This window comes from Streptomyces pacificus, assembly GCF_011766325.1.
Lineage (GTDB): Bacteria > Actinomycetota > Actinomycetes > Streptomycetales > Streptomycetaceae > Streptomyces > Streptomyces pacificus.
In genome coordinates this window covers 102704-121680 of the sequence record NZ_BLLG01000001.1, presented here as the reverse complement: position 1 = coordinate 121680, position 18977 = coordinate 102704, and the positions used below count along the sequence as shown (strand labels likewise).

Below are 18977 nucleotides of genomic sequence, written 5' to 3'. Positions count from 1 at the left end.
TGCGGCCTCCACAAGGCGGGCTCCCGCGGAACGCCGGGCGGGGCCCCGGCCCGCCGTGGAACGCCGGGCGGTGGGCCCTGCGGTCGGTGCCGCCGAGCACCCCCGGGCCCGTCACGGGCCTGAGGGCCCCGGCTCCCGGTCGGTCACGGCGAGCAGCGCGTGGACCGCGGTCTCCATGGTGCGGCGCGCGGTGTCCGGGTCGAGCCCGTTGCTGCGCCAGTGGTACCAGACGCCCCATGTGGTCACCGCGTCCAGCCCGTTGAGCAGTTCGGCCCTGCGGTCTCCGGAGAGCCGGTCCAGTTCCTCGGCGAAGACCTCGGTCAGCCGCCGCCGGGCGAAGTCGAACACCTGGCGGGTGGCCGACTCGACCCGTTCGGACGGGTTCTCCAGCCGCAGCATCGTCAACCGCGCCGGTGTGATCCACTCCAGGATCCGCGCACGCTGCTCGACCAGCGCGGCCACCCTCGCCCCCCTCGGCCCCTCGGCCGGCAGCGGCACTATCCGCGCGGCCAACTGGTCGAGCCGCCGGGCCACGGCGACATCCTGAAGCTGCCCCATGTCGGCGAAGTGGTGGAACACCAGGCGCCGTGACACCCCGGCCCGCTCCGCCACCCGGTCAGCGGGGAACTGGGTCTCGCCGTCGTCGAGCAGGGAGAGCAACGCATCGGCGATCCGGTCCCTGGTCTGGCGCCCGCGCTCGGTGCGGCCGTCCCTGGCGGGTCCGCCTGCGGTTCCGGGACGAGCCCCGCCGCTCCCCCGGGCACGATCCGGCGCCCGCCGGTCCGCCTGGTCCATCTGGGTCCTCCCCTCACTGCGTTGACATTATTGCACTCGCGATGCAACCGTGCTGCTTGCACATCGAGTGCAACGACACTCCGCGCCCCTCCGGGCCACCGCACGAGAAGGACGGCTTTCGCATGCTCCTGGCCGTAGGGCGCTGGTGCGCCCGCAGACCGAAACGCACCGCGGCCGCGTGGCTGCTGCTGCTCGCCGCCCTGGCCTCCGCCGTCGGGGCCTTCGGGATGGTCACGAGCGAGGCCGTGACCATCCCCGGCAGCGACAGCCAGGCCGCGCGCGACTCGGCCGCCGCCTTCGCCGACCCGGCCTCCGGGCGGCAGCCCGTGGTCCTGTACGCACCGTCCGGCACCGCGCCGCTCACCTCGCCCGGGCAGCGCGAAGCCGTCGAGGAGGCGGCCCGGGCCGTCGAGCGCGTCGACCATGTCGTGGCCGTGACCACCCCTTACGACACGGCAGGCGGCGGCCTCAGCGCCGACGGGCGCACCGGCAGACTGACGGTCGAACTCGATGTCGGCGGCCGGGACATCACCGCGGAGACCACCCGCGCGGTCACGGACGCGGCCGCCCCCGCCACCCGGGCGGGAATCGAGGTGACGGCCGGCGGTGAACTCGCCGCGGCTGCGGACAAGGGCTCCACCGGGCACAGCGAACTCATCGGCATCGCGGCCGCCTTCGTCGTCCTGGCCGTCGGCTTCGGCAGCCTGGTCGCGGCCGGGGTGCCGCTGCTCACGGGAGCCGTCGGCCTCGGCGCTTCCCTCTGCCTGATCGGCCTGGTCGGGCATCTGATGGACATGCCGTCCGCGGGGGCGACCATCGCGGCGATGATCGGCCTCGGTGTCGGCATCGACTACACGCTCTTCTGCCTGAGCCGCTTCCGCGAGCTGCTGGCGGCCGGGGTGGGGGTCGAGGACGCGGCCGCACGCACCACCGCGAGCTCCGGAAAGGCGGTCGTGTTCGCGGGCAGTGCCGTCGTCGCCGCCCTCGCCGGGCTCGCGCTGGGCGGACTTCCCCTGCTGCAGGCGCTGGCACTGGCCCCGGGAATCGCGGTGGTGCTGGCCATGGCGGCCACACTCACGCTGCTGCCCGCCGTGCTGGCACTGCTCGGACCGCGGCTCGCACCAAGGGCGCGGGGCGCACGACGGGAACGGGGCAGGCGGAGCGGCCGGAGCGAGCAGACCGCACGGACCGGAGAGACCGAACCGTGCAAGCAGGCTGCACGCGCCGGACGGACCGAACGGGCAGAACACGCTGAAGGGACCGAACGGGCAGAACTGGCCGAACAGACCGGGCAGACCGAGCAGGCCGAGCAGGCCGACGGGGGTGCACGGCAGGGGCAGGGCATACCGAGCCGCCACGGCAAGCCGGGAGAGCCGGCCGCCGCACGGCACGACAGGGCCGAGCCGGGTGGACCTGCGGCCACCGGCGACCAGGGGGGACAGCGGGAGCCGGACCGAGGGCAGGAGGCCGCTCCGGCCGGCTGGGGCCGGATCGCCGCGTTCGTCGCCTCCCGGCCGTGGCGCTGCCTGCTGGCCGGGCTCGCGCTGACCGGCGTACTCGCAGCCCCGGCGGCCCAGTTGACCTTCGGTCAGTTCGACGCGGGCGACAAGGCGCTCGGCACGGCGAGCCGTACCGCGTACGACCGGCTGGCCGACGCGTTCGGGCCCGGCGCCAACGGTCCGCTCCAGGTCGTGTCCACGCTGCCCGCGGCAGCCTCGGGCCCGGACGACACCCGGGTCGCGGCCGTGACCGACGCACTGCGCGCGGCGACCGGGGTCGCCTCCGTCGGGCCCGCGCAGTTGGACGCGAGCGGCACCCATGTGCGCTGGCAGGTCACCCCCACCACCGCTCCCTCGGACCCGGCCACGGAGGCGCTGGTCAACCGGCTGCGGCAGGAGACCCTCCCCGGGGCCACCGAGGGCACCGGCGTGGTGTCCCATGTGGGCGGGGTCACGGCGGCGCAGACCGACCTGAACGAACGGCTCACCGAGCGGATGCCGCTGGTCATCGGCTTCGTGCTGACCGTCGCCGCACTGCTCCTGCTGGTGGCCTTCCGCTCCCCGGTGGTCGCGGTGAAGGCGGCGCTGATGAACCTGGTCTCGGTCGGTGCTTCCTACGGGGTGCTCACCGCCGTCTTCCAGTGGGGGTGGGGCGCGGCGCTGATCGGGCTCGAAGGGCCGGTGCCGATCCCCGGGTATGTGCCGCTGCTGATGTTCGCCGTCCTGTTCGGGCTGGCGATGGACTACGAGGTGTTCCTGCTGAGCGCCGTGCGCGCCGCGTATCTGCGCGGCGGGGACAACCGGGGCTCGGTGATCGCCGGGCTCTCCGCGACGGGCCGGATCATCACCAGCGCGGCACTGATCATGGTGAGCGTCTTCCTCGGCTATCTGCTGTCCGACGACCCCGTGGTGAAGATGGCCGGTATCGGCCTGGCCACGGCGGTCGCACTGGACGCCACCGTGGTGCGCGGCGTGCTCGTACCGTCCACCATGGTCCTGCTCGGCCGGGCCAACTGGTGGCTTCCTGGCCCGCTGGACAGACTGCTGCCGAGGCTGGCGATCGAGGACGACGGCCACGGCGAATCCGCGCCGCCCCCACCCTCGGGTGAGACGGCGCCCCTGGCCGGCGCCGGGAGCGCGTCATGATGCGGCGCCCCGCGGGTGGCCGTCGCCGGCGATGGCTGTGGGTGTCCCTGTCCCTGGTGACGGCCCTGCTGCTCGTCGGGCTACCGGTCGCCGACCGTGTCTGCGCGGCCCTCGCCGAGCAGCGGATCGCGGAGCGGATCGCCGCACGGCAGCACACGCTGTCCGGCACTCCGCAGGTGACCATCGGCGGCTTCCCCTTCCTGCTGAACGCGGCCCGTGGAGCGTTTCCGACGGTTGAGGTGCAGGCGGACGCGACGACCGAGGAGGGCAGGTCGGTACGGGCCACGGTGGAACTGCGCGATGTCGCCGAGCGGGACGGCGGGTACGAGGCCGCGTCCGCCGACGCCGTCTTCACGGCACCGTTCGACTCCCTGGGGGAGGGGCTCGGGCCGGACGCCACGCTCTCGGCGGACGGAGCCGGCCGGCTGCGCGTCGAGGCCGAGATCCTGGGCCTCCCGCTGACCGTCGTGGCCGAACCGCGGCTGACCGGGCGGACGATCTCCCTGGTGCCGGTCGCGGCCTCGTTCGCGGGGCGGCCGGTCGACCCCTCCGGCCCCCGGATCTCGGCGGCCTTCGCCGACCGGAAGGTCGAGGTACCGGAGCTGCCCGCGGGCCTCACCCCGACCCGTGTCTCGGTCGACGACGCGGGGGTGACGCTGCACGCCCGGGGGGATGACATCCGGCTCACATGAGCCGGTGCCGGGAGCGGCCGGCCGGCTGCCGGCCGGCGTTCCCGGGGCGGGGCCGGGCCGATGCCCGGCCCCGCTCCGCCCCGGCCGTACCGCCGTGGCGGTCCGCGCCGTCGGTACCACCGGTACCGGCACCGGCCCGGCACCAGCCGGGCCACCGGAACCGGCTTGCACCACGCGTACCACCCGCATCGGCCCGCACCCCGTACGCGCCGGCTCCGGCCGCGCCGTCGGTACCACCGGCCACCGGCCTGCACCAGCCGGGCCAGCCGGGCCAGCCGGGCCAGCGGAACCAGCCCACACCGCCCGTGCCACCGGTACCGGCCCGCCCCGGCCGTCTCGGTCACCTGAGCGGGGCCCCACAGTCACCTCGCCCGGCCGCCATCGGGCCCGGCGGGCGGGCGGCACCCGGCCGCGCGCCTCTGACCGGCGGGGAAGGCGGGAGCGGTGCCCCGCTATCCCACCCCGTCCGAATGGCGGGCGCTGTTCCGGCCGAGCCGCGGATCGCGCTTCTTGAGGACCGCCCAGCCGACGGCCAGACCGATGCCCCAGACCGCGCCCACCAGCAGCGATACCCGGGTGTCCCGGTCGTAGGCGATCATGCCGGTGACGGCGACCAGGAACGCCAGGGCCACCCAGCTGAGCCTGGCGCCGCCGGGGGCGGGGAAGGAGCTGGCGGGCAGCCGGCCGGCGTCGACGGCGCGGCGGTAGCGGATATGGCTGACGAGGATCATCATCCACGTCCAGATACCCGCGGCCGTGGCCACGGAGACGACGTAGCCGAACGCCTTCTCCGGAACGACGTAGTTCAGGACCACGCCGACGCCCATGAGAGCCACCGAGACGGTGATGCCCACGGCCGGGGTCCTGCGGGCGTTGAGGCGTCCGAAGGCCCGCGGTGCCTCGCCGTTGGACGCCAGGTCGCGCAGCATGCGGCCGGTGGAGTACATGCCCGAGTTGCAGGAGGACAGCGCGGCGGTCAGGACCACGAAGTTGACGATGCCGGCGGCGAGCGGGATGCCGATCCTTTCGAAGGCGTGGACGAACGGGCTCTCGCCCGCGGAGAACTCGGTCCACTTCACGACGGAGAGGATCACCGTGAGGGCGCCCACGTAGAAGATGATGATGCGCCAGGGCAGCGTGTTGATGGCCTTGGGGAGCGTCTTCTCGGGGTTCTCGGACTCGCCGGCGGTGACGCCGACGAGTTCGACGGCGAGATAGGCGAACATGACGCCCTGCAGGGTCATCAGGCTCGAACCGATGCCGTTCGGGAAGATCCCGCCGTGCGCCCAGAGGTTGGAGGCCGAGGCGGTGTCACCGGCGTGGGAGAACCCGAGGGTGAGCACCCCCAGGCCGATCACGATCATCCCGATGATCGCGGTGACCTTGACCATCGAGAACCAGAACTCGACCTCGCCGAAGATCTTCACGGAGATCAGGTTGACGCCGAAGAGCACCAGCAGGAACGCCAGGGCGCTGACCCACTGCGGGATCGTGGGGAACCAGAAGTGCATGTAGATGGAGGCGGCGGTGAGTTCCGCCATCCCGGTGACGACCCACATCAGCCAGTACGTCCAGCCGGTGGCGAACCCGAAGAACGGGCCCAGGAACTCGCGGGCGTACTCCGCGAAGGAGCCCGAGACGGGCCGGTAGAGCAGTAGTTCGCCCAGTGCCCGCATGATGAAGAAGATGACCACACCCGCGAGGGCGTACATCAGGATGATGCCGGGTCCGGCCTTGGCGATGTTCGCCCCCGCCCCCATGAAGAGGCCCACCCCGATGGCGCCGCCGATGGCGATCATCTGTACCTGGCGGCTGCCGAGCCCGCGCTCGTAGCCCTCCTGCGAAGTGCCCCCGGCCTCGCTGTCGTGCTTGCCGACCTGCAAGGAGGTCATGGTTGATGCGCCTTTCTCCATACCGTTCCGCGCCGTTGCGACACGGCCGCGGCCCGGTCCTGATCCCCGGGACAGCCATGGAGTGCCACCGGCGGCCTGCCGGTCCGAGCGCCTCCGGGGACATGGGTGGCGCCCCGGCAGGTCGTGAACATGTATCACGACGGGAAACACGTTCGATCCGGCCTGATGTGAGGCACCACATAGAAAAAAGCGGACAACTCGCTCAGCACGTAACAAAAGAGGTTCAATAGGTAATGCGATCTTGATCCTGATTTGACCGTTCACTGAAGGAACAACGGCGCGCGCAAGGGCGCGCCAGCACGGCACCCCGGCGACGCCCGTCGCGCTCGCCGTCGGACAGTGCCGCACCGCACGCCACCGCTGCGCCGCCCCACGCAGTGCCGCACTGCGCAGCACCGCGCCGCCGGCCGAGCCACCGCGCGCTGCCGTCGTGCACCGCGACGGAGCGCCGTCCGTGTGGTCCGCACGGGCCGCACGGGCCGCACGGGCCGCACGGGCCGCACGGGCCCTACGAGGGGCCTCCCGCCCTCCGGGAGCTCGAGGAAAGCAGGCCGCACCCCCGCCTCGGGCCGGGGCGGCTACGCGGTCAGCGTCTCGACCAGGGTCTCCTGGAGCGCCCCGAGCCAGAGGTACGCCATGACCATCGGCTTGCGCGGATCGGAGTCCGGGAGCCGGTAGAGGTCTCCGGTCTCGTCGTCGTCCGTGACCTGGAGCCGGGTGCCGATCGTCAGCCGCAGGTCGTTGAGCGCGCCGAGCCAGTGCAGCGAGTCCTCGGCGGTGAGCTTCAGGACGGCCCCGCCCTCACCGGTCACGGTGAGGGCGTCGAGGCTGCGGACGACCGCGAGGACGTCGTCGCGCTTGCGGGCGCGCAGCTCGTTCTCCGTGAACCGCCGGAACTCGGCCGAGAGCGCCCTGAGTTCCTCCTCCTCGGTCTTTTTCGCACCGCGCTCCGCCCCGGGCCTCGCGTAGGCGTCGGGGAAGAGCCGTGCGAGCGCGGGGTCGGACGGCGGCTCGCTCGGACCCTCGGCGAAGAGCGCGGCGAGCGGGTCCGCACCCTCGGCGGGCTCGTCACCGGGACCGATCAGCTCCAGCAGCTGGACGGCGAGCGAGCGGAGGATGGAGATCTCGACCTCGTCGAGCGCGACGGCCGCGCCGCCACCGGGCAGTGCTTCGAACTGTCCTGCCATCACTGACGTTCCTGGGAGAGGGTCGCCCACAGTCCGTAGCCGTGCATCGCCTGCACGTCGCGTTCCATCTCCTCGCGGGATCCGCTGGAGACGACAGCGCGTCCCTTGTGGTGGACGTCGAGCATCAGCTTGTGGGCCTTGTCCTTGGAGTAGCCGAAGTACGCCTGGAAAACGTACGTGACATAGCTCATCAGATTGACCGGATCGTTGTGGACGATCGTCACCCAGGGGACATCGGGTTCGGGAACGGCGAAGGTCTCCTCGGCCGACTGGGTCTGCTCGATCTCTAGGGGCACAGTCACTCCACCCATGCTGCCACCCGGGGGACCCGGTCGCACAAACGCCCCGGCCGATCCGGCGACATCTCGTCACTCTGACGAGATGCGCGCTAGCATCGCACATATGAACACTGCGGATCTGGGTCTGCCGGTCTCCGTGCCGTCGACCGCGCTCTTCACCGACCAGTACGAGTTCACGATGCTGCAGGCGGCTCTGAAGGCGGGCACCGCGGACCGCCGCTCGGTCTTCGAGGTCTTCACCCGGCGGCTGCCCGAGGGCCGCCGCTACGGCGTGGTCGCCGGCACCGGGCGCGTCCTGGACGCCGTGGAGAACTTCCGCTTCGACGGGGATCTGCTCGGCTTCCTGCGGGACCGGGGCATCGTCGACGAGGCGACGCTCCAGTGGCTGGCCGACTACCGCTTCAGCGGTGACATCCACGGCTACCCGGAGGGCGAGGTCTACTTCCCCGGCTCGCCGGTCATGCGCGTGGAGGGCTCCTTCGCGGAGTGCGTGCTGCTGGAGACCGTGATCCTCTCGGTGCTCAACCACGACTGCGCGATCGCGGCAGCCGCCTCCCGGATGGCGGCCGCCGCCGGTGACCGCCGGCTCATCGAGATGGGCGCCCGGCGCACGCACGAGCTCGCCGCCGTGGCCGCCGCACGCGCGGCGTACGTCGGGGGCTTCCATTCCACGTCCGACCTCGCCGCGGGCTTCCGCTACGGCATCCCCACGGTGGGCACCAGCGCACACGCGTTCACCCTTCTGCACGACACCGAGCGGGACGCCTTCCGCGCCCAGGTCGACTCGCTCGGGCGCGGGACGACCCTGCTCGTCGACACCTACGACGTCACCGCGGCGGTGGCGGCGGCGGTGGAGATCGCCGGCACCGGCCTCGGGGCCGTGCGCATCGACTCGGGGGACCTGCTGATGGTGGCCCACCGGGTGCGCCGGCAGCTCGACGAACTCGGCGCCCGCGACACGAAGATCGTCGTGACCTCCGATCTGGACGAGTACGCGATCGCCTCCCTGGCCGCCGCGCCCGTGGACGCCTACGGTGTGGGTACGCAGCTGGTCACCGGCAGCGGCCATCCCACCTGCTCCATGGTGTACAAGCTGGTCGCCCGCGCCGCATCCGCCGATCCGGGTGCCCCGCTGGTACCGGTGGCGAAGAAGTCGGCGGGCGGCAAGCTGTCCGTCGGCGGGCGCAAGTGGGCGGCCCGCCGGCGGGACGAGCACGGCGTCGCCGAGGCCGAGGTGCTCGGAACCGGCCCGGTTCCGGAGCCGCTGGTGGGCCGGCAGCTGCTGGCCGAGCTGGTCAAGGGAGGCGAGGTCGTCGCCCGCGAGTCGCTCGACACGGCGCGCGAGCGGCATGTCGCGGCGCGCGGCGCGCTGCCGGTCTCCGCGGCCCAGCTGTCCCGCGGTGAACCGGTGATCCCCACGGAGTACCTCGGGTGAGCCCGCCGAACACCAGGGGAGCCGGGGCACGACGCCACCGCGGGCAGCAGGTGAAGGCCCCCTCCCGCCGGGCGGTCGAAGTCTCTACCCTCGGAACGTCGCCGCCCGTCCCTCCCGCACCCGCCTACCACCGCCCTCTCCGTTCAGCACCGTCACCTACCCTTCCTCTCCGTTCAGCACCGTCACCTACCCTTCAGCACCGCCGCCTGCCGGCCGGCACCGCCACCAGCCGGCCCGTACCCGCCCCGACCGGGGCCCGTCACCACGAGCCCGTCGTTCACCTGCCCGTCACCACCACCAGCCCGTCACCACGAGCCCGTCACCACCACCAGCCCGTCGCCCCGCCCGCCGCACCCACCCGAAGGACACCCGCCATGCACCGCGCACTCATCGTCGTCGACGTGCAGAACGACTTCTGCGAGGGGGGCAGCCTCGCGGTGGCCGGGGGCGCGGACGTCGCCGCCGCCATCACCGACTACATCGGCCAGGCCCAGCCCGGATACAGCCATGTGGCGGCCACCCGCGACCACCACATCGACCCTGGGGACCACTTCTCGGCGCAGCCGGACTACGTGGACTCGTGGCCTGCTCACTGCGTCGCCGGGACCGAGGGCGTGGGCTTCCACCCGAACTTCGCGCCCGCGGTCGCCTCCGGCTCCGTCGATGCGGTCTTCGACAAGGGCGCCCACGCCGCCGCGTACAGCGGCTTCGAGGGCACCGACGAGAACGGCACGCCCCTGGCGGAGTGGCTGCGGTCCCGCGATGTGACCGAGGTCGATGTCGTGGGCATCGCCACCGACCACTGTGTGCGGGCCACCGCGCTGGACTCCGTCCGCGAGGGTTTTCGCACCCATGTGCTCCTCGACCTGACCGCCGGGGTCTCGGAGGAGACGGTCGAGCGGGCCTTGGAGGAGATGCGGCAGGCCGGGGTGGAGCTGTCCGGCAAGCCGTTGGTCTGACCGCGCGGAAGCCGCACGCCGCCGCGGGCGGCTTCCCCGGGGCGTGTTGCGCACGCGGCTCCGCCGCCCGAGCAGCCGCCCGGGGCCCGCGGCTCCCGGGCCCACCACCGGGGGCCGCCCACTGCCGGCAGGGGGCGGCCCCGGCATCACGGCCCTGAGCCGGTGAGGTCCCCGGCGCGCGGGCTGCGGGTCCGGTACGCCTCCCCCCGGGGGCAGCACATCACCGCGGGCCCCAGGCGCGCGGGTCGCGGGCGCTACCCCCCGCCCGTCGGGCGCAGCAGGGCGCGGATGGGGTGCCAGAGTTCCTGGGTGCGCGGCTCCTGGGTGCGCCAGAGCAGACCGTCCGGATGGTGCAGCACCGCCGTGATCTCGTCCGGTGTCGGTGGCTCCGCGTTACCGCGCAGATACACCGCCCGCAGTCCCAGATTCCGCAGCCGGGTGAGGGCGCGCGCACGGTTGGCCGCATGCACCAGCACCCGCACCGTGCGGCCGCCGCCTGCCGGGTCGGGCAGGCCTATCGCGACCACGACGCTGCCTCCTGGCAGCTTGCAGAAACCTCCGCCGGGCACACCGCATCACTCCCCCGCGAGCTCGCTGTCAATAAGAACCTCATCAGACGCACCTAAACACGATCGGTCGACGCCCGCTAGACGGCACCTGTATTTCACGCTCTGACCTGCGACTTTCTCTAGAGATCACTGAGATATCCCCTCTTCCGGCACCCTCGCGCGGTATCTCGCCCCCCACCGCTTCGTGCCGGTGTCAACAAGGGGACGCCTTGCCGCAAGGGCACCCCGCGGCGACGGGGAAGACGTCCGGCGACGGCGAAGCGGGGTGCCCGCGCGACGAACGCGCGGACACCCCGCTCCCGGTGCGGTGCTCCGTACTACCTGACCGAAGGACCGACCTTGACCGTGATCGTCTGCCCCTTCTTGGGCTCCTTCACGATCGAGATCCGGGTGTTGGTGTCCGGGACCCGGACACCGGCGGTCGGGTTCTCCTCGAACCAGTAGACACCCTTGCGGTCGTCGAAGACCGGGTTGCCCTTGTGTGCCGCGATACTCGCGGGCACGCCCGCCTTGTGCAGCGTGAGGGCGTCCGAGCGGAACCTGCTGAAGGTCGAGTCGAACGACTGGATGCGGTTGCGCATCAGCGTGCCGTCGGCCCATGTGAGGGCCTCGGGGTTGGCGTCGACCGGAAGGATCAGGCCCTTGCCGGGGTGCTGGCTGGTGTTGTTGTCATTCTGCGAGGTGTCCCACAGCCAGATCAGCAGACCGTTCTGGTACGGGAAGTGTTCGACCCAGCCGTCCTTCGGCGCCGCGAAGCCGAAGTTGTACGGTCCGACCTCGAGGGTCTGGTCGTACGAGACGTACTGGCGGTTCTCGGCGATGTAGTACTGCTCGTACTCGTCCGTGAAGGACTCGCCGATACGGGAGAAGCCCTTGGCGGTCCAGCCGGGCACCTCGGTCTCGGCGTCGTCGCTGAAGAGCGGGGCGCCGTCCGCGGTGACCACGATGCCGTCCGCGGCGAAGCCCTTGCCCGCCACACCGCCGTCCGTCTGGTAGCGGAAGCGGATGTCGACCTTCTCGCCGGCGTACGCGTCGAGCGGGTACACGAGCTTCTTGTACGTGTCCGACGGGCCGGTCAGCGTCGGCTTGTCGGAGGCGTCACGGGCGATCGGAGCGCCGTCGGCGGTACCGTCCACCGCGGTCCACTCGGCGCCGCCGTCCGTCGAGACCTCGGTGTAGAGGTAGTCGTAGTCGGCCTCGATGTCCCACCAGCCGGTGAGCTCCAGCGATGCCGTGGACGTGCCGGTGAGGTCGACCGAGCGGGTCAGGGTGTTCTTGAGGTCGTCACCCATGTCGCTCCACCACTGCATCGAGCCCTCGGCGGGCTTGACGACGCTGGTGGTGACCTTCTTCTTCGGCAACTCGACGACCAGGGCCTGCGGGTCCTTGGTGTTGTACTCCGCCACGCCCAGCTTGTGCCTGGACTCCGTCGCCGCCTTGGCCTTGGTGTAGTTGAGCCAGCCGAGCTGCAACTTGTCCCAGGCGGTCATGTCGCCGGGCATGTCGCCGATCGAGTCCTCGCCGGTGCCGAGCCAGGAACCGGAGGACATCAGGGACCAGAAGCCGGTCGAGTTCTCGCCGCCGCCGGAGGTGTCGTACAGGTCGGGCAGACCGAGGTCGTGGCCGTACTCGTGGGCGAAGACGCCGAGGCCGCCGTTCTCGGGCTGCATGGTGTAGTCGCCGACCCAGATGCCGGTGTCGCCGATCTGGGTGCCGCCGGCCTTGTTGTCCGCCGGGCCGGTCCGGCCGGCGTCGGTGCCGTAGGCGTACCAGCGGTGCGCCCACAGGGCGTTCGGGCCCTCCGCGCCGCCGCCGGCCGACTCGTCCTCGCCCGCGTGGACGATCTGGAAGTGGTCGATGTAGCCGTCGGCCTCGTTGAAGTCGCCGTCGGCGTCGAAGTCATAGCGGTCCCACTGGTCGTACTGCGCCAGGTCGGCCTTGATCTGGGCGTCGGTGCGGCCCTTGGCCTTCTGGTCGGCCGTCCAGGCGGTGACGCCGTCACGGACCGCGTCCCAGACGTTGCTGCAGTTGGACTGGCCGCAGTAGTTGGAGCCGTAGCGGGCCTCGTTCCAGTCGACCTTGACCCAGTCCGAGACGGTTCCCTCGACCGAGTACCGGCCGGAGGACGTGCGCTCGTAGTAGGTCTTCAGCGAGTGCTTGGGGTTCCCCTTCTCGTCCTTGCCCTCGCCGAAGTACAGGTCCTGGAAGTGCTCGCGGTCGAAGTCCTGCTGCCAGGCGGTCGAGTTGTCCACCGAGCGGTCCGGCTGCGCGATCTCGTTGTGCAGCGGACCGGGGGTGCCGCCGTACTTCTTGACGGGCGGCTTGGGGCCGTCGCCGTCCGGGTCGTACATCGTGGTGTCGTCGACCTGGTCGCCGAACTCCAGCAGGATCGTGAAGATCTTGTCGGTCTTCTCCCGGCCGAGCTCGACGTACTTCTTGTCGTCGAGCTTCACCACCTTGGACGCGCCGCGCTTCTGCACGGTCGCGTCCCCGGATATGACCTGCTCCAGTGCCGCCTGGCGCTGCTCCTCCTGCTGTTTGCTGAACGGGCCCTCGAGGTCGTGGTCCACATGGCCCTGGTGGGCCTTGTGGTGATCGGAGCCGGGTGCCGGGTCGTGGCGCTCGACCACGGGTGCCCCGGAGGGCCTGCTGTCGGCCTGGGCCGTCGTGAACGCCGCGGCCGTTGCCCCTGTCGTGGCCAGGGCCACGAGCACCGCGGACGCTCTGAGCGCCCTTTGCTTGCCTGTCACGTGAAGGTGTCCTCCCCCGCGCGCCGGAGTACCGCGGTCCCGGGAATGTGGGGTGGACCGCTCGCGGCAACGCGTCACAAGTGACAGCATTCGACCGGAGTTGAAGGAGAAAAAACAGACCTTGACTTGAACAGACCAACTGCACTATGCAGTAGGCCGTTTCCGGATAGCGGACGACGGCCCGCCGCCACCAGGCCCACCGCGGTGGGCCGCTCACGGCGCGACCGACCGGTCAACAGGTGCATGCTTCCGGCCGATTCCCGGGACATGTGACTCGATGCGCCCCCGGTGCACCGGCACCGTGGGTCGGGTCACGCTTACCGCCGGGTCCTCTCGGGCATCCACCCCCCTAGGGCGTGTCCGCGAGAGCGGCTCCGTTTCGCCCACAGGGCGGATCCGGTGCGCGCGATCGCGAGGCGGAGGGTCATCCTGGTGCCGGACGTACTCGGATGAGTCCGACGACGCGGCACGGGGACACCACCCGTGCCCGAAGGGCCGAGGGGAGGTGCCTGCCGGGCGTCGCGGGCCAGGAGGGGCTTTCGCCACCCGCCCCAGGGCCGCAGGACAGGGCGACCCGTCGCGACACACCACCGACATCGATGCTCTCGAGGGACGGAATCCGTCATGCCGCGTCCGACCGCCGCACAGCTCGCCTACGGTTCGGCCACCGTCGTGGTCTCGACCGTCGCCATGCTTCTGCTCTTCCGCACGACGACGGCGCCCGGTGTGGCCGTCGTCGGGGTCGCCGCACTCGCGCTCGGCCTGCTGGTCGCCGTGACCGTACCGGCACCCGGCAGGGCGAAGGCGGCACGCACGGCCGATCGAAACCGTGCGGCCGCCTTCGACGACCACTCCCGCCCCGAACCCGCCCGGGTGCCCGCCGCCCGCGGGGCGGACCGGCACGGAGCCGGGCAGCACTCAGGGCGCCGTTGACACCACCACCGTCTTGGCGGCCTTGTCGTGCAGGCCCTGCTTGAACGGCTTGTCCACCAGGATGAAGACCAGCAGAAGCAGCGGCCACAGGCACGGGCAGCAGATGAGCTGCGGCAGCCAGAGCACCACGGCACGGGTCAGGGACGATCCGGTGTCGGGCGTGCTCCCGTCGTTGAGCATCGCCACCCGCATCTTCATGAGCTTCTTGCCCAGCGTCTGGCCCGACCTGCGCACCATCAGGGTCTCGTAGCCGACGAACGCGACGATCGCGATGATCTGGAACACCCACCCGCCGGTGCCGCCGTCGGCCACCCAGTCGCCGAATCCCCCGCCCGCCGCGACCCCGCGGTAGATCCCGAACGGGATGCCGATGAACAGCAGCGGGATGCCGACGATCAGCCAGTCGACGACACGCGCGAGGATGCGCTTGGCGGAGTCGGCCATCGGGGGCATTCCGTGCAGCGGATCACCGCCGCCATAGGGGTCGCCGCCGTACGCGTGCGAATCGTACGGCGGAGGCGGGGTGCCGTAGGGCGAGCCGGCCCCGGGCGGCGGGGAAGCACCGGGCGGCGGGGAACCGTGCGGTCCTCCGCCGGGGGGCGGGGTGCCGTAGGGGCCGCCGCCACCGGGAGGGGGCGCGCCGCGGGGGCCCTCGCCCGGCGGCGGCTCCCCGGGGGGCGTGGGCCCCTGCGGCTCTTGGGGCCCCTGCTGCGGCTCCTGGGGCCTCTTGCGGAACGGGTCGTCCTCGGGCGGCGGGTCGTTGCTCATGGGGGCAGTGCACCCCGCCGCACCGGGCCCCGCAACGCCTCGGGAGCCGTTCGAGGGACGAGGAGGGGCTCGAGTAACTCAAGGTGACCGGCGGGCTCGACGGGCTCGACGGGTTCGGCGGGCTCGACGGGCTCGACGGGCTCGACGGGCTCGACGGAGCCGAGGCCGCGGAGAGGGCGGCCAGGACCCACGAGCCGTGAGCCGTCAACCTGCCACGAACGTGTGCGCCGCCTTGTCGTGCCAGCACTGCCGCCATGGGCGGTCGAACAGGCACCACAGCACATTGAGGACGCCGACGACCAGGACCCCGAGGAGGCCGTGCACCAGCCAGCGCAGCAGGGCCGCCACGAACGACGGCGGCTCGTGCGACTCGATGTCCCGCACCTGCAGCCCCAGCAGTTTCTTGCCGGGCGTGTGCCCCCACCTGGCCGTCGGCAGCGCCTCGTAGAGCGTGCCGAGCACCAGCATCGTGACGAGCGAGAGACCGAGGTGGAAGCCGGTGGTGCCGTCGATCAGCCAGACGGTCACCGTCTCCCCGGTCAGCTTCGCCGCCTCGATCTTCTCGTCGATGTGCGTCAGCGCGGCGGAGACGAACGGATACGTCGCGGCGGCGACCAGTGCGCCCAGCACGGCGGTGTCGAACAGCCGGGCGGCGAAGCGCCTGCCGATCGCGGCGGGCCGGGCCGCGGCCTGGGCCTGGGCTGCCAGCAGGAACGGATCGCTCACCGGGGGCTTCCAGGGAACGACGGGCGGCTCCTCCGCCGGCCGCGCCGGCCGATGGACCTGCTGCTCCCAGGACGCGGACCCGCCGCCCGACTCCCGCGAAGCGGGGGGCTGCTGCTCCGCCGGCCGGCGAGACCGCGGCGACCGCTGTGCGGGAGGCGACGGCTGCCGAGCCTGCCGCTGCGGCGGCGCCTGGGCGGGGTCCTCGGCCGGTGCAGGCGCCGGCTGCGCGGAAGGCGTCATCGTACGGGTCGTCATGGCGCCCTCGGCGGGCGACGTACCGGGCTGCGGCTGCGGGTACCGGATCGCGTCGGCTCCGTCGGGCCCCGGCCGCTCGGGCCGCCCGGGGGGCCCGCCGACACTGCGCACGCCGGGCAGCGCGCCGCCGGTCGGGTCCGTCCCGGTGCCCGACGGCTCCGGGTCCCCGTCGTCGAGGGCCGGGCGGCCGTCCGGCCGGTCGAACCGGACCCCGGGGTGTCCCCCGCCGTCGCCTCCCGGCGCGGCCGCGCCACCGGCGTCCGGGCCCTGTGCCGTGGCGCCCGGCCGGTCCCAGGCCTGGCCCGCGACCGGTGCCGAGGCATCAGCTCCGGAGCCCGGGGGGCCCCCGGGGCGGGGGTCCCCCGGTGCGCCCCAGGAGACCCGGCGGTCGCGGTCGCCGCCGAAGCCGCTCTGCCGCGAGGCGTCGGCCTGCCAGCCGGCGGACGGCTCCGGGTGCTCGTCCAGAAAGACGGGGCCGGTCTCCTCGACCGCCGGAGCATGGGGGGCGGGCGCCGCCGGGGGCGGCGCGGAGGCCGCGTGCGCGGAGGGCGGCGACGCCGGCATCGTCTCGCCGTCCTTGGGCGCCGGACGGCTGGTGCCCGGCACCCACGCCGTACCGTTCCAGTACCGGACGTAGCCCGGGATGGACGGATCGGGGTAGTAGCCAGGGGTGGGGCTGCCGTCGCCGGTTGCCGGGGTGGGGGCGCTCATCACCGTGGTCCCGTATCTCCTGGAAGACATCGAGGTTGGTCGGGGGTCGTCAAGGCCGGTCGGGGGTCTCGAGGGTCGGGGAGGCTTGTCAGGTTCGCCGAGGGGGTGGATGCAGTGGATTCAGTGGATTCAAGGGTCCACATCTATCAGACCACCGCCCCTTACCGGGCCCGTCCCGGCGCAAGGCCCACTTTCCGGTAACACTCCGCCGTACCGGGCGACCGTACGCCCCTTCGCTGAGAGGTTGGTGGCGGAAGTCGCGTAATAGTCGGCGGGGACGGCGCTCTTCCCCTGTGTGGCCCGCTCCGGGGCCTCGTGCCAGGACAGGAAAGGAAGTCGCAGCCTCATGGACACCGTGGTGGAACGCGAGCTGGAGCTCAAGCTGGTCCTGTCGCCCGAGCGCAGTGTCCCGGTGCCGGCCAGGCTCACCTACCGGGGGGACGACGCGTACGCCGTGCACATCACCTTCCACATCGGCTCCGAGCGTCCCGTGCACTGGACGTTCGCGCGCGCGCTGCTGGTGGAGGGGGTCTTCCGGGCGTGCGGGGAGGGGGATGTCAGGGTCTGGCCGGCGAGGGAGGACGGGCGCAACGCCATCCGAATAGCCCTGAGTTCACCGGACGGCGACGCCCTCCTCGAAGCCCCGTCCGCACAGGTGTCGGCGTGGCTCGAGCGGACCCTGCGGGCCGTTCCGCCCGGGACGGAGGCGGAGAACCCGTGCTTCGAGGCGGAGTTGGCGGAGCTGCTCGCGCCCGCCCCGGCCGACGGGTGCGGCGGCCACTCCCCCGCCCTCGGCGGCGACGGCACCCAGGCCCCGGAGGAACCGAAGGACGGCGAGACGTAGCGGGGCCGGCCGTCGGACACCCGGCGGCTTGGGGGGGCGGGGACGCCTGGCCGGCCCGGGGGGGGCAGGCACCCGCCGGGACTCGCGGGGCGGTTCTCAGAACAGCTTGCCGGGGTTGAGGATGCCGAGCGGGTCGAAGGCGTTCTTGACGGCCTGCTGCAACTCCACTCCCACGGGTCCCAGTTCGCGGGCGAGCCACTCCTTCTTCAGTACGCCCACCCCGTGTTCACCGGTGATCGTGCCGCCGAGTCCCAGTCCAAGGGCCATGATCTCGTCGAACGACTCGCGGGCACGGGCCGATTCACCGGGATCGCGGTGGTCGAAGCAGACGACCGGGTGGGTGTTGCCGTCCCCCGCGTGGGCGCAGACGCCGATGGTGAGGTCGTACTTCGCCGCGATGTCCGCGGTGCCGTCGATCATCTCGGCGAGCCGGGAACGCGGCACGCAGACGTCGTCGATCATCGTCGCGGTCTTGACGGCCTCCAGGGCGGTCAGCGACAGCCGGCGGGCCTGCAGGAGCAGCTCGGACTCGCCCTCGTCCTCGGCGGGGACGACCTGGGTGGCCCCGGCCGCCGCGCACAGCTCGCCGGCGGCGGCGAGGTCCGGTCCGGGGTCGGCGGTGTCGAATGCGGCGAGGAGCAGCGCCTCGGTCGTGTCCGGAAGGCCCATCTGCGCCATCGCGTTGACGGCCCGGATGGTCGTGCGGTCCATGATCTCCAGCAGCGACGGGGTGTGGCCGCGTTCCATGATCGCGCAGACGGCGTCGCAGGCGGTGGCGGCCGACGGGAACTCGGCGGCGAGGACGAGCTGCCGGGGCGGCTTCGGGCGCAGCGCGAGCACGGCTTTGACGACGACGCCCAGGCTCCCCTCCGAGCCGACGAACAGGCGGGTGAGGTCGTAGCCCGCGACGCCCTTGGCGGTGCGGCGGCCGGTGCTGAGGAGCCTTCCGTCGGCGAGGACGACCTCGAGGCCGAGGACGTACTCGGCGGTGACGCCGTACTTGACACAGCACAGTCCGCCCGAGGCGGTGCCGATGTTGCCGCCGATGGTGCACGTCTCCCAGCTGGACGGGTCCGGCGGGTAGTACAGCCCGTACTCGCCGACGGCGCGTGACAGCACGGCGTTGACGACGCCGGGCTCCACGACGGCGATCCGGTCGACCGGGCTGATCTCCAGGATGCGGTCCATCCTGACGAGGGAGAGGACGATGCAGCCGTCGGAGGCGTTGGCGCCACCGGACAGTCCCGTGCGAGCCCCCTGCGGTACGACGGGGACGCGCAGTTCGGTCGCGGTCCGCATCACGTGCCGGACCTGCTCGACGGTGCGCGGCAGGACCACGGCGGCCGGGGTGCCGGCGTCGCAGAAGCTCGCCATGTCGTTGCGGTACGAGGCCGTGACGTCGGGGTCGGTGATCAGGGCTTCGGGCGGGAGGTTCTCACCGAGCCGGGAGAGGAGAGCGTCCATGATCCCAGATTGGCACCGGGGGCCATCGGTGT

The 18977-nt window shown here is 72.3% G+C and carries 15 protein-coding genes; 6 read left to right on the top strand and 9 right to left on the bottom strand.

Annotated elements, in window-relative coordinates; all coding sequences use genetic code 11:
- Positions 1–111: 111 nt before the first annotated feature.
- Positions 112–795, bottom strand: a complete 684-nt coding sequence (locus SCWH03_RS00485; protein WP_173260468.1) for a TetR/AcrR family transcriptional regulator — start codon at positions 793–795, stop codon at positions 112–114.
- Between the two features lie 122 nt (positions 796–917).
- Here SCWH03_RS00485 and SCWH03_RS00480 point away from each other — a divergent pair, with 122 nt between their 5' ends.
- Positions 918–3440, top strand: coding sequence for an MMPL family transporter (locus SCWH03_RS00480; protein WP_173260466.1), 2523 nt, complete (start codon positions 918–920; stop codon positions 3438–3440).
- On the top strand, positions 3437–4132 hold the full coding sequence (locus tag SCWH03_RS00475) for an LmeA family phospholipid-binding protein (RefSeq protein WP_254076470.1): 696 nt from the start codon (positions 3437–3439) through the stop codon (positions 4130–4132). The genes SCWH03_RS00480 and SCWH03_RS00475 overlap by 4 nt, the downstream gene beginning before the upstream one ends.
- A 452-nt stretch (positions 4133–4584) precedes the next feature.
- Here SCWH03_RS00475 and SCWH03_RS00470 read toward each other — a convergent pair whose 3' ends face one another.
- The 3 genes from SCWH03_RS00470 to clpS form a co-directional block, all read right to left on the bottom strand.
- Positions 4585–6024 (bottom strand): amino acid permease, encoded by a 1440-nt coding sequence (locus SCWH03_RS00470; protein WP_173260464.1) that lies wholly within the window; start codon positions 6022–6024, stop codon positions 4585–4587.
- Between the two features lie 599 nt (positions 6025–6623).
- Positions 6624–7232 (bottom strand): DUF2017 domain-containing protein, encoded by a 609-nt coding sequence (locus SCWH03_RS00465; RefSeq protein WP_173260462.1) that lies wholly within the window; start codon positions 7230–7232, stop codon positions 6624–6626.
- The gene (clpS, locus tag SCWH03_RS00460; RefSeq protein WP_173260460.1) at positions 7232–7543 is read right to left on the bottom strand and encodes an ATP-dependent Clp protease adapter ClpS; all 312 of its coding nucleotides are present in this window, start codon (positions 7541–7543) and stop codon (positions 7232–7234) included. The genes SCWH03_RS00465 and clpS overlap by 1 nt, the downstream gene beginning before the upstream one ends.
- Before the next feature lie 91 nt (positions 7544–7634).
- Here clpS and SCWH03_RS00455 point away from each other — a divergent pair, with 91 nt between their 5' ends.
- Positions 7635–8966 (top strand): nicotinate phosphoribosyltransferase, encoded by a 1332-nt coding sequence (locus tag SCWH03_RS00455; protein ID WP_173260458.1) that lies wholly within the window; start codon positions 7635–7637, stop codon positions 8964–8966.
- Positions 8967–9340: 374 nt separating this feature from the next.
- Positions 9341–9925, top strand: a complete 585-nt coding sequence (locus tag SCWH03_RS00450; protein ID WP_173260456.1) for an isochorismatase family protein — start codon at positions 9341–9343, stop codon at positions 9923–9925.
- A 254-nt stretch (positions 9926–10179) separates the two neighbouring features.
- On the opposite strand, the gene SCWH03_RS00445 is transcribed toward SCWH03_RS00450, so the two are convergent.
- Both SCWH03_RS00445 and SCWH03_RS00440 read right to left on the bottom strand, forming a co-directional pair.
- On the bottom strand, positions 10180–10494 hold the full coding sequence (locus tag SCWH03_RS00445) for a hypothetical protein (RefSeq protein ID WP_173260453.1): 315 nt from the start codon (positions 10492–10494) through the stop codon (positions 10180–10182).
- 317 nt (positions 10495–10811) lie between these two features.
- Positions 10812–13244 (bottom strand): immune inhibitor A domain-containing protein, encoded by a 2433-nt coding sequence (locus SCWH03_RS00440; RefSeq protein WP_173260450.1) that lies wholly within the window; start codon positions 13242–13244, stop codon positions 10812–10814.
- A gap of 624 nt (positions 13245–13868) precedes the next feature.
- Between SCWH03_RS00440 and SCWH03_RS00435 the strand changes: the two genes are divergently transcribed.
- Positions 13869–14177 carry a hypothetical protein gene (locus SCWH03_RS00435; RefSeq protein WP_173260442.1) on the top strand — a complete coding sequence of 103 codons (309 nt, stop codon included), beginning with the start codon at positions 13869–13871 and terminating at the stop codon, positions 14175–14177.
- On the opposite strand, the gene SCWH03_RS00430 is transcribed toward SCWH03_RS00435, so the two are convergent.
- Positions 14163–14945 carry an RDD family protein gene (locus tag SCWH03_RS00430; RefSeq protein WP_173260440.1) on the bottom strand — a complete coding sequence of 261 codons (783 nt, stop codon included), beginning with the start codon at positions 14943–14945 and terminating at the stop codon, positions 14163–14165. The two genes, SCWH03_RS00435 and SCWH03_RS00430, sit on opposite strands and share 15 nt — an antisense overlap.
- Before the next feature lie 204 nt (positions 14946–15149).
- Complete coding sequence (locus SCWH03_RS00425) at positions 15150–16637, bottom strand: RDD family protein (RefSeq protein WP_173260439.1); 1488 nt, start codon at positions 16635–16637, stop codon at positions 15150–15152.
- Between the two features lie 346 nt (positions 16638–16983).
- Between SCWH03_RS00425 and SCWH03_RS00420 the strand changes: the two genes are divergently transcribed.
- Positions 16984–17481 carry an SsgA family sporulation/cell division regulator gene (locus SCWH03_RS00420; protein WP_173260437.1) on the top strand — a complete coding sequence of 166 codons (498 nt, stop codon included), beginning with the start codon at positions 16984–16986 and terminating at the stop codon, positions 17479–17481.
- Positions 17482–17577: 96 nt separating this feature from the next.
- Here SCWH03_RS00420 and SCWH03_RS00415 read toward each other — a convergent pair whose 3' ends face one another.
- Positions 17578–18945, bottom strand: coding sequence for an FAD-binding oxidoreductase (locus SCWH03_RS00415; RefSeq protein WP_173260435.1), 1368 nt, complete (start codon positions 18943–18945; stop codon positions 17578–17580).
- Positions 18946–18977: the final 32 nt, after the last annotated feature.

Coding starts and splice junctions, on each gene's coding strand:
- SCWH03_RS00485 (WP_173260468.1), bottom strand. CDS start 795: ATGGACCAGGCGGACCGGCGGGCGCCGGATCGTGCCCGGGGGAGCGGC.
- SCWH03_RS00480 (WP_173260466.1), top strand. CDS start 918: ATGCTCCTGGCCGTAGGGCGCTGGTGCGCCCGCAGACCGAAACGCACC.
- SCWH03_RS00475 (WP_254076470.1), top strand. CDS start 3,437: ATGATGCGGCGCCCCGCGGGTGGCCGTCGCCGGCGATGGCTGTGGGTG.
- SCWH03_RS00470 (WP_173260464.1), bottom strand. CDS start 6,024: ATGACCTCCTTGCAGGTCGGCAAGCACGACAGCGAGGCCGGGGGCACT.
- SCWH03_RS00465 (WP_173260462.1), bottom strand. CDS start 7,232: ATGGCAGGACAGTTCGAAGCACTGCCCGGTGGCGGCGCGGCCGTCGCG.
- clpS (WP_173260460.1), bottom strand. CDS start 7,543: ATGGGTGGAGTGACTGTGCCCCTAGAGATCGAGCAGACCCAGTCGGCC.
- SCWH03_RS00455 (WP_173260458.1), top strand. CDS start 7,635: ATGAACACTGCGGATCTGGGTCTGCCGGTCTCCGTGCCGTCGACCGCG.
- SCWH03_RS00450 (WP_173260456.1), top strand. CDS start 9,341: ATGCACCGCGCACTCATCGTCGTCGACGTGCAGAACGACTTCTGCGAG.
- SCWH03_RS00435 (WP_173260442.1), top strand. CDS start 13,869: ATGCCGCGTCCGACCGCCGCACAGCTCGCCTACGGTTCGGCCACCGTC.
- SCWH03_RS00430 (WP_173260440.1), bottom strand. CDS start 14,945: ATGAGCAACGACCCGCCGCCCGAGGACGACCCGTTCCGCAAGAGGCCC.
- SCWH03_RS00425 (WP_173260439.1), bottom strand. CDS start 16,637: ATGAGCGCCCCCACCCCGGCAACCGGCGACGGCAGCCCCACCCCTGGC.
- SCWH03_RS00420 (WP_173260437.1), top strand. CDS start 16,984: ATGGACACCGTGGTGGAACGCGAGCTGGAGCTCAAGCTGGTCCTGTCG.
- SCWH03_RS00415 (WP_173260435.1), bottom strand. CDS start 18,945: ATGGACGCTCTCCTCTCCCGGCTCGGTGAGAACCTCCCGCCCGAAGCC.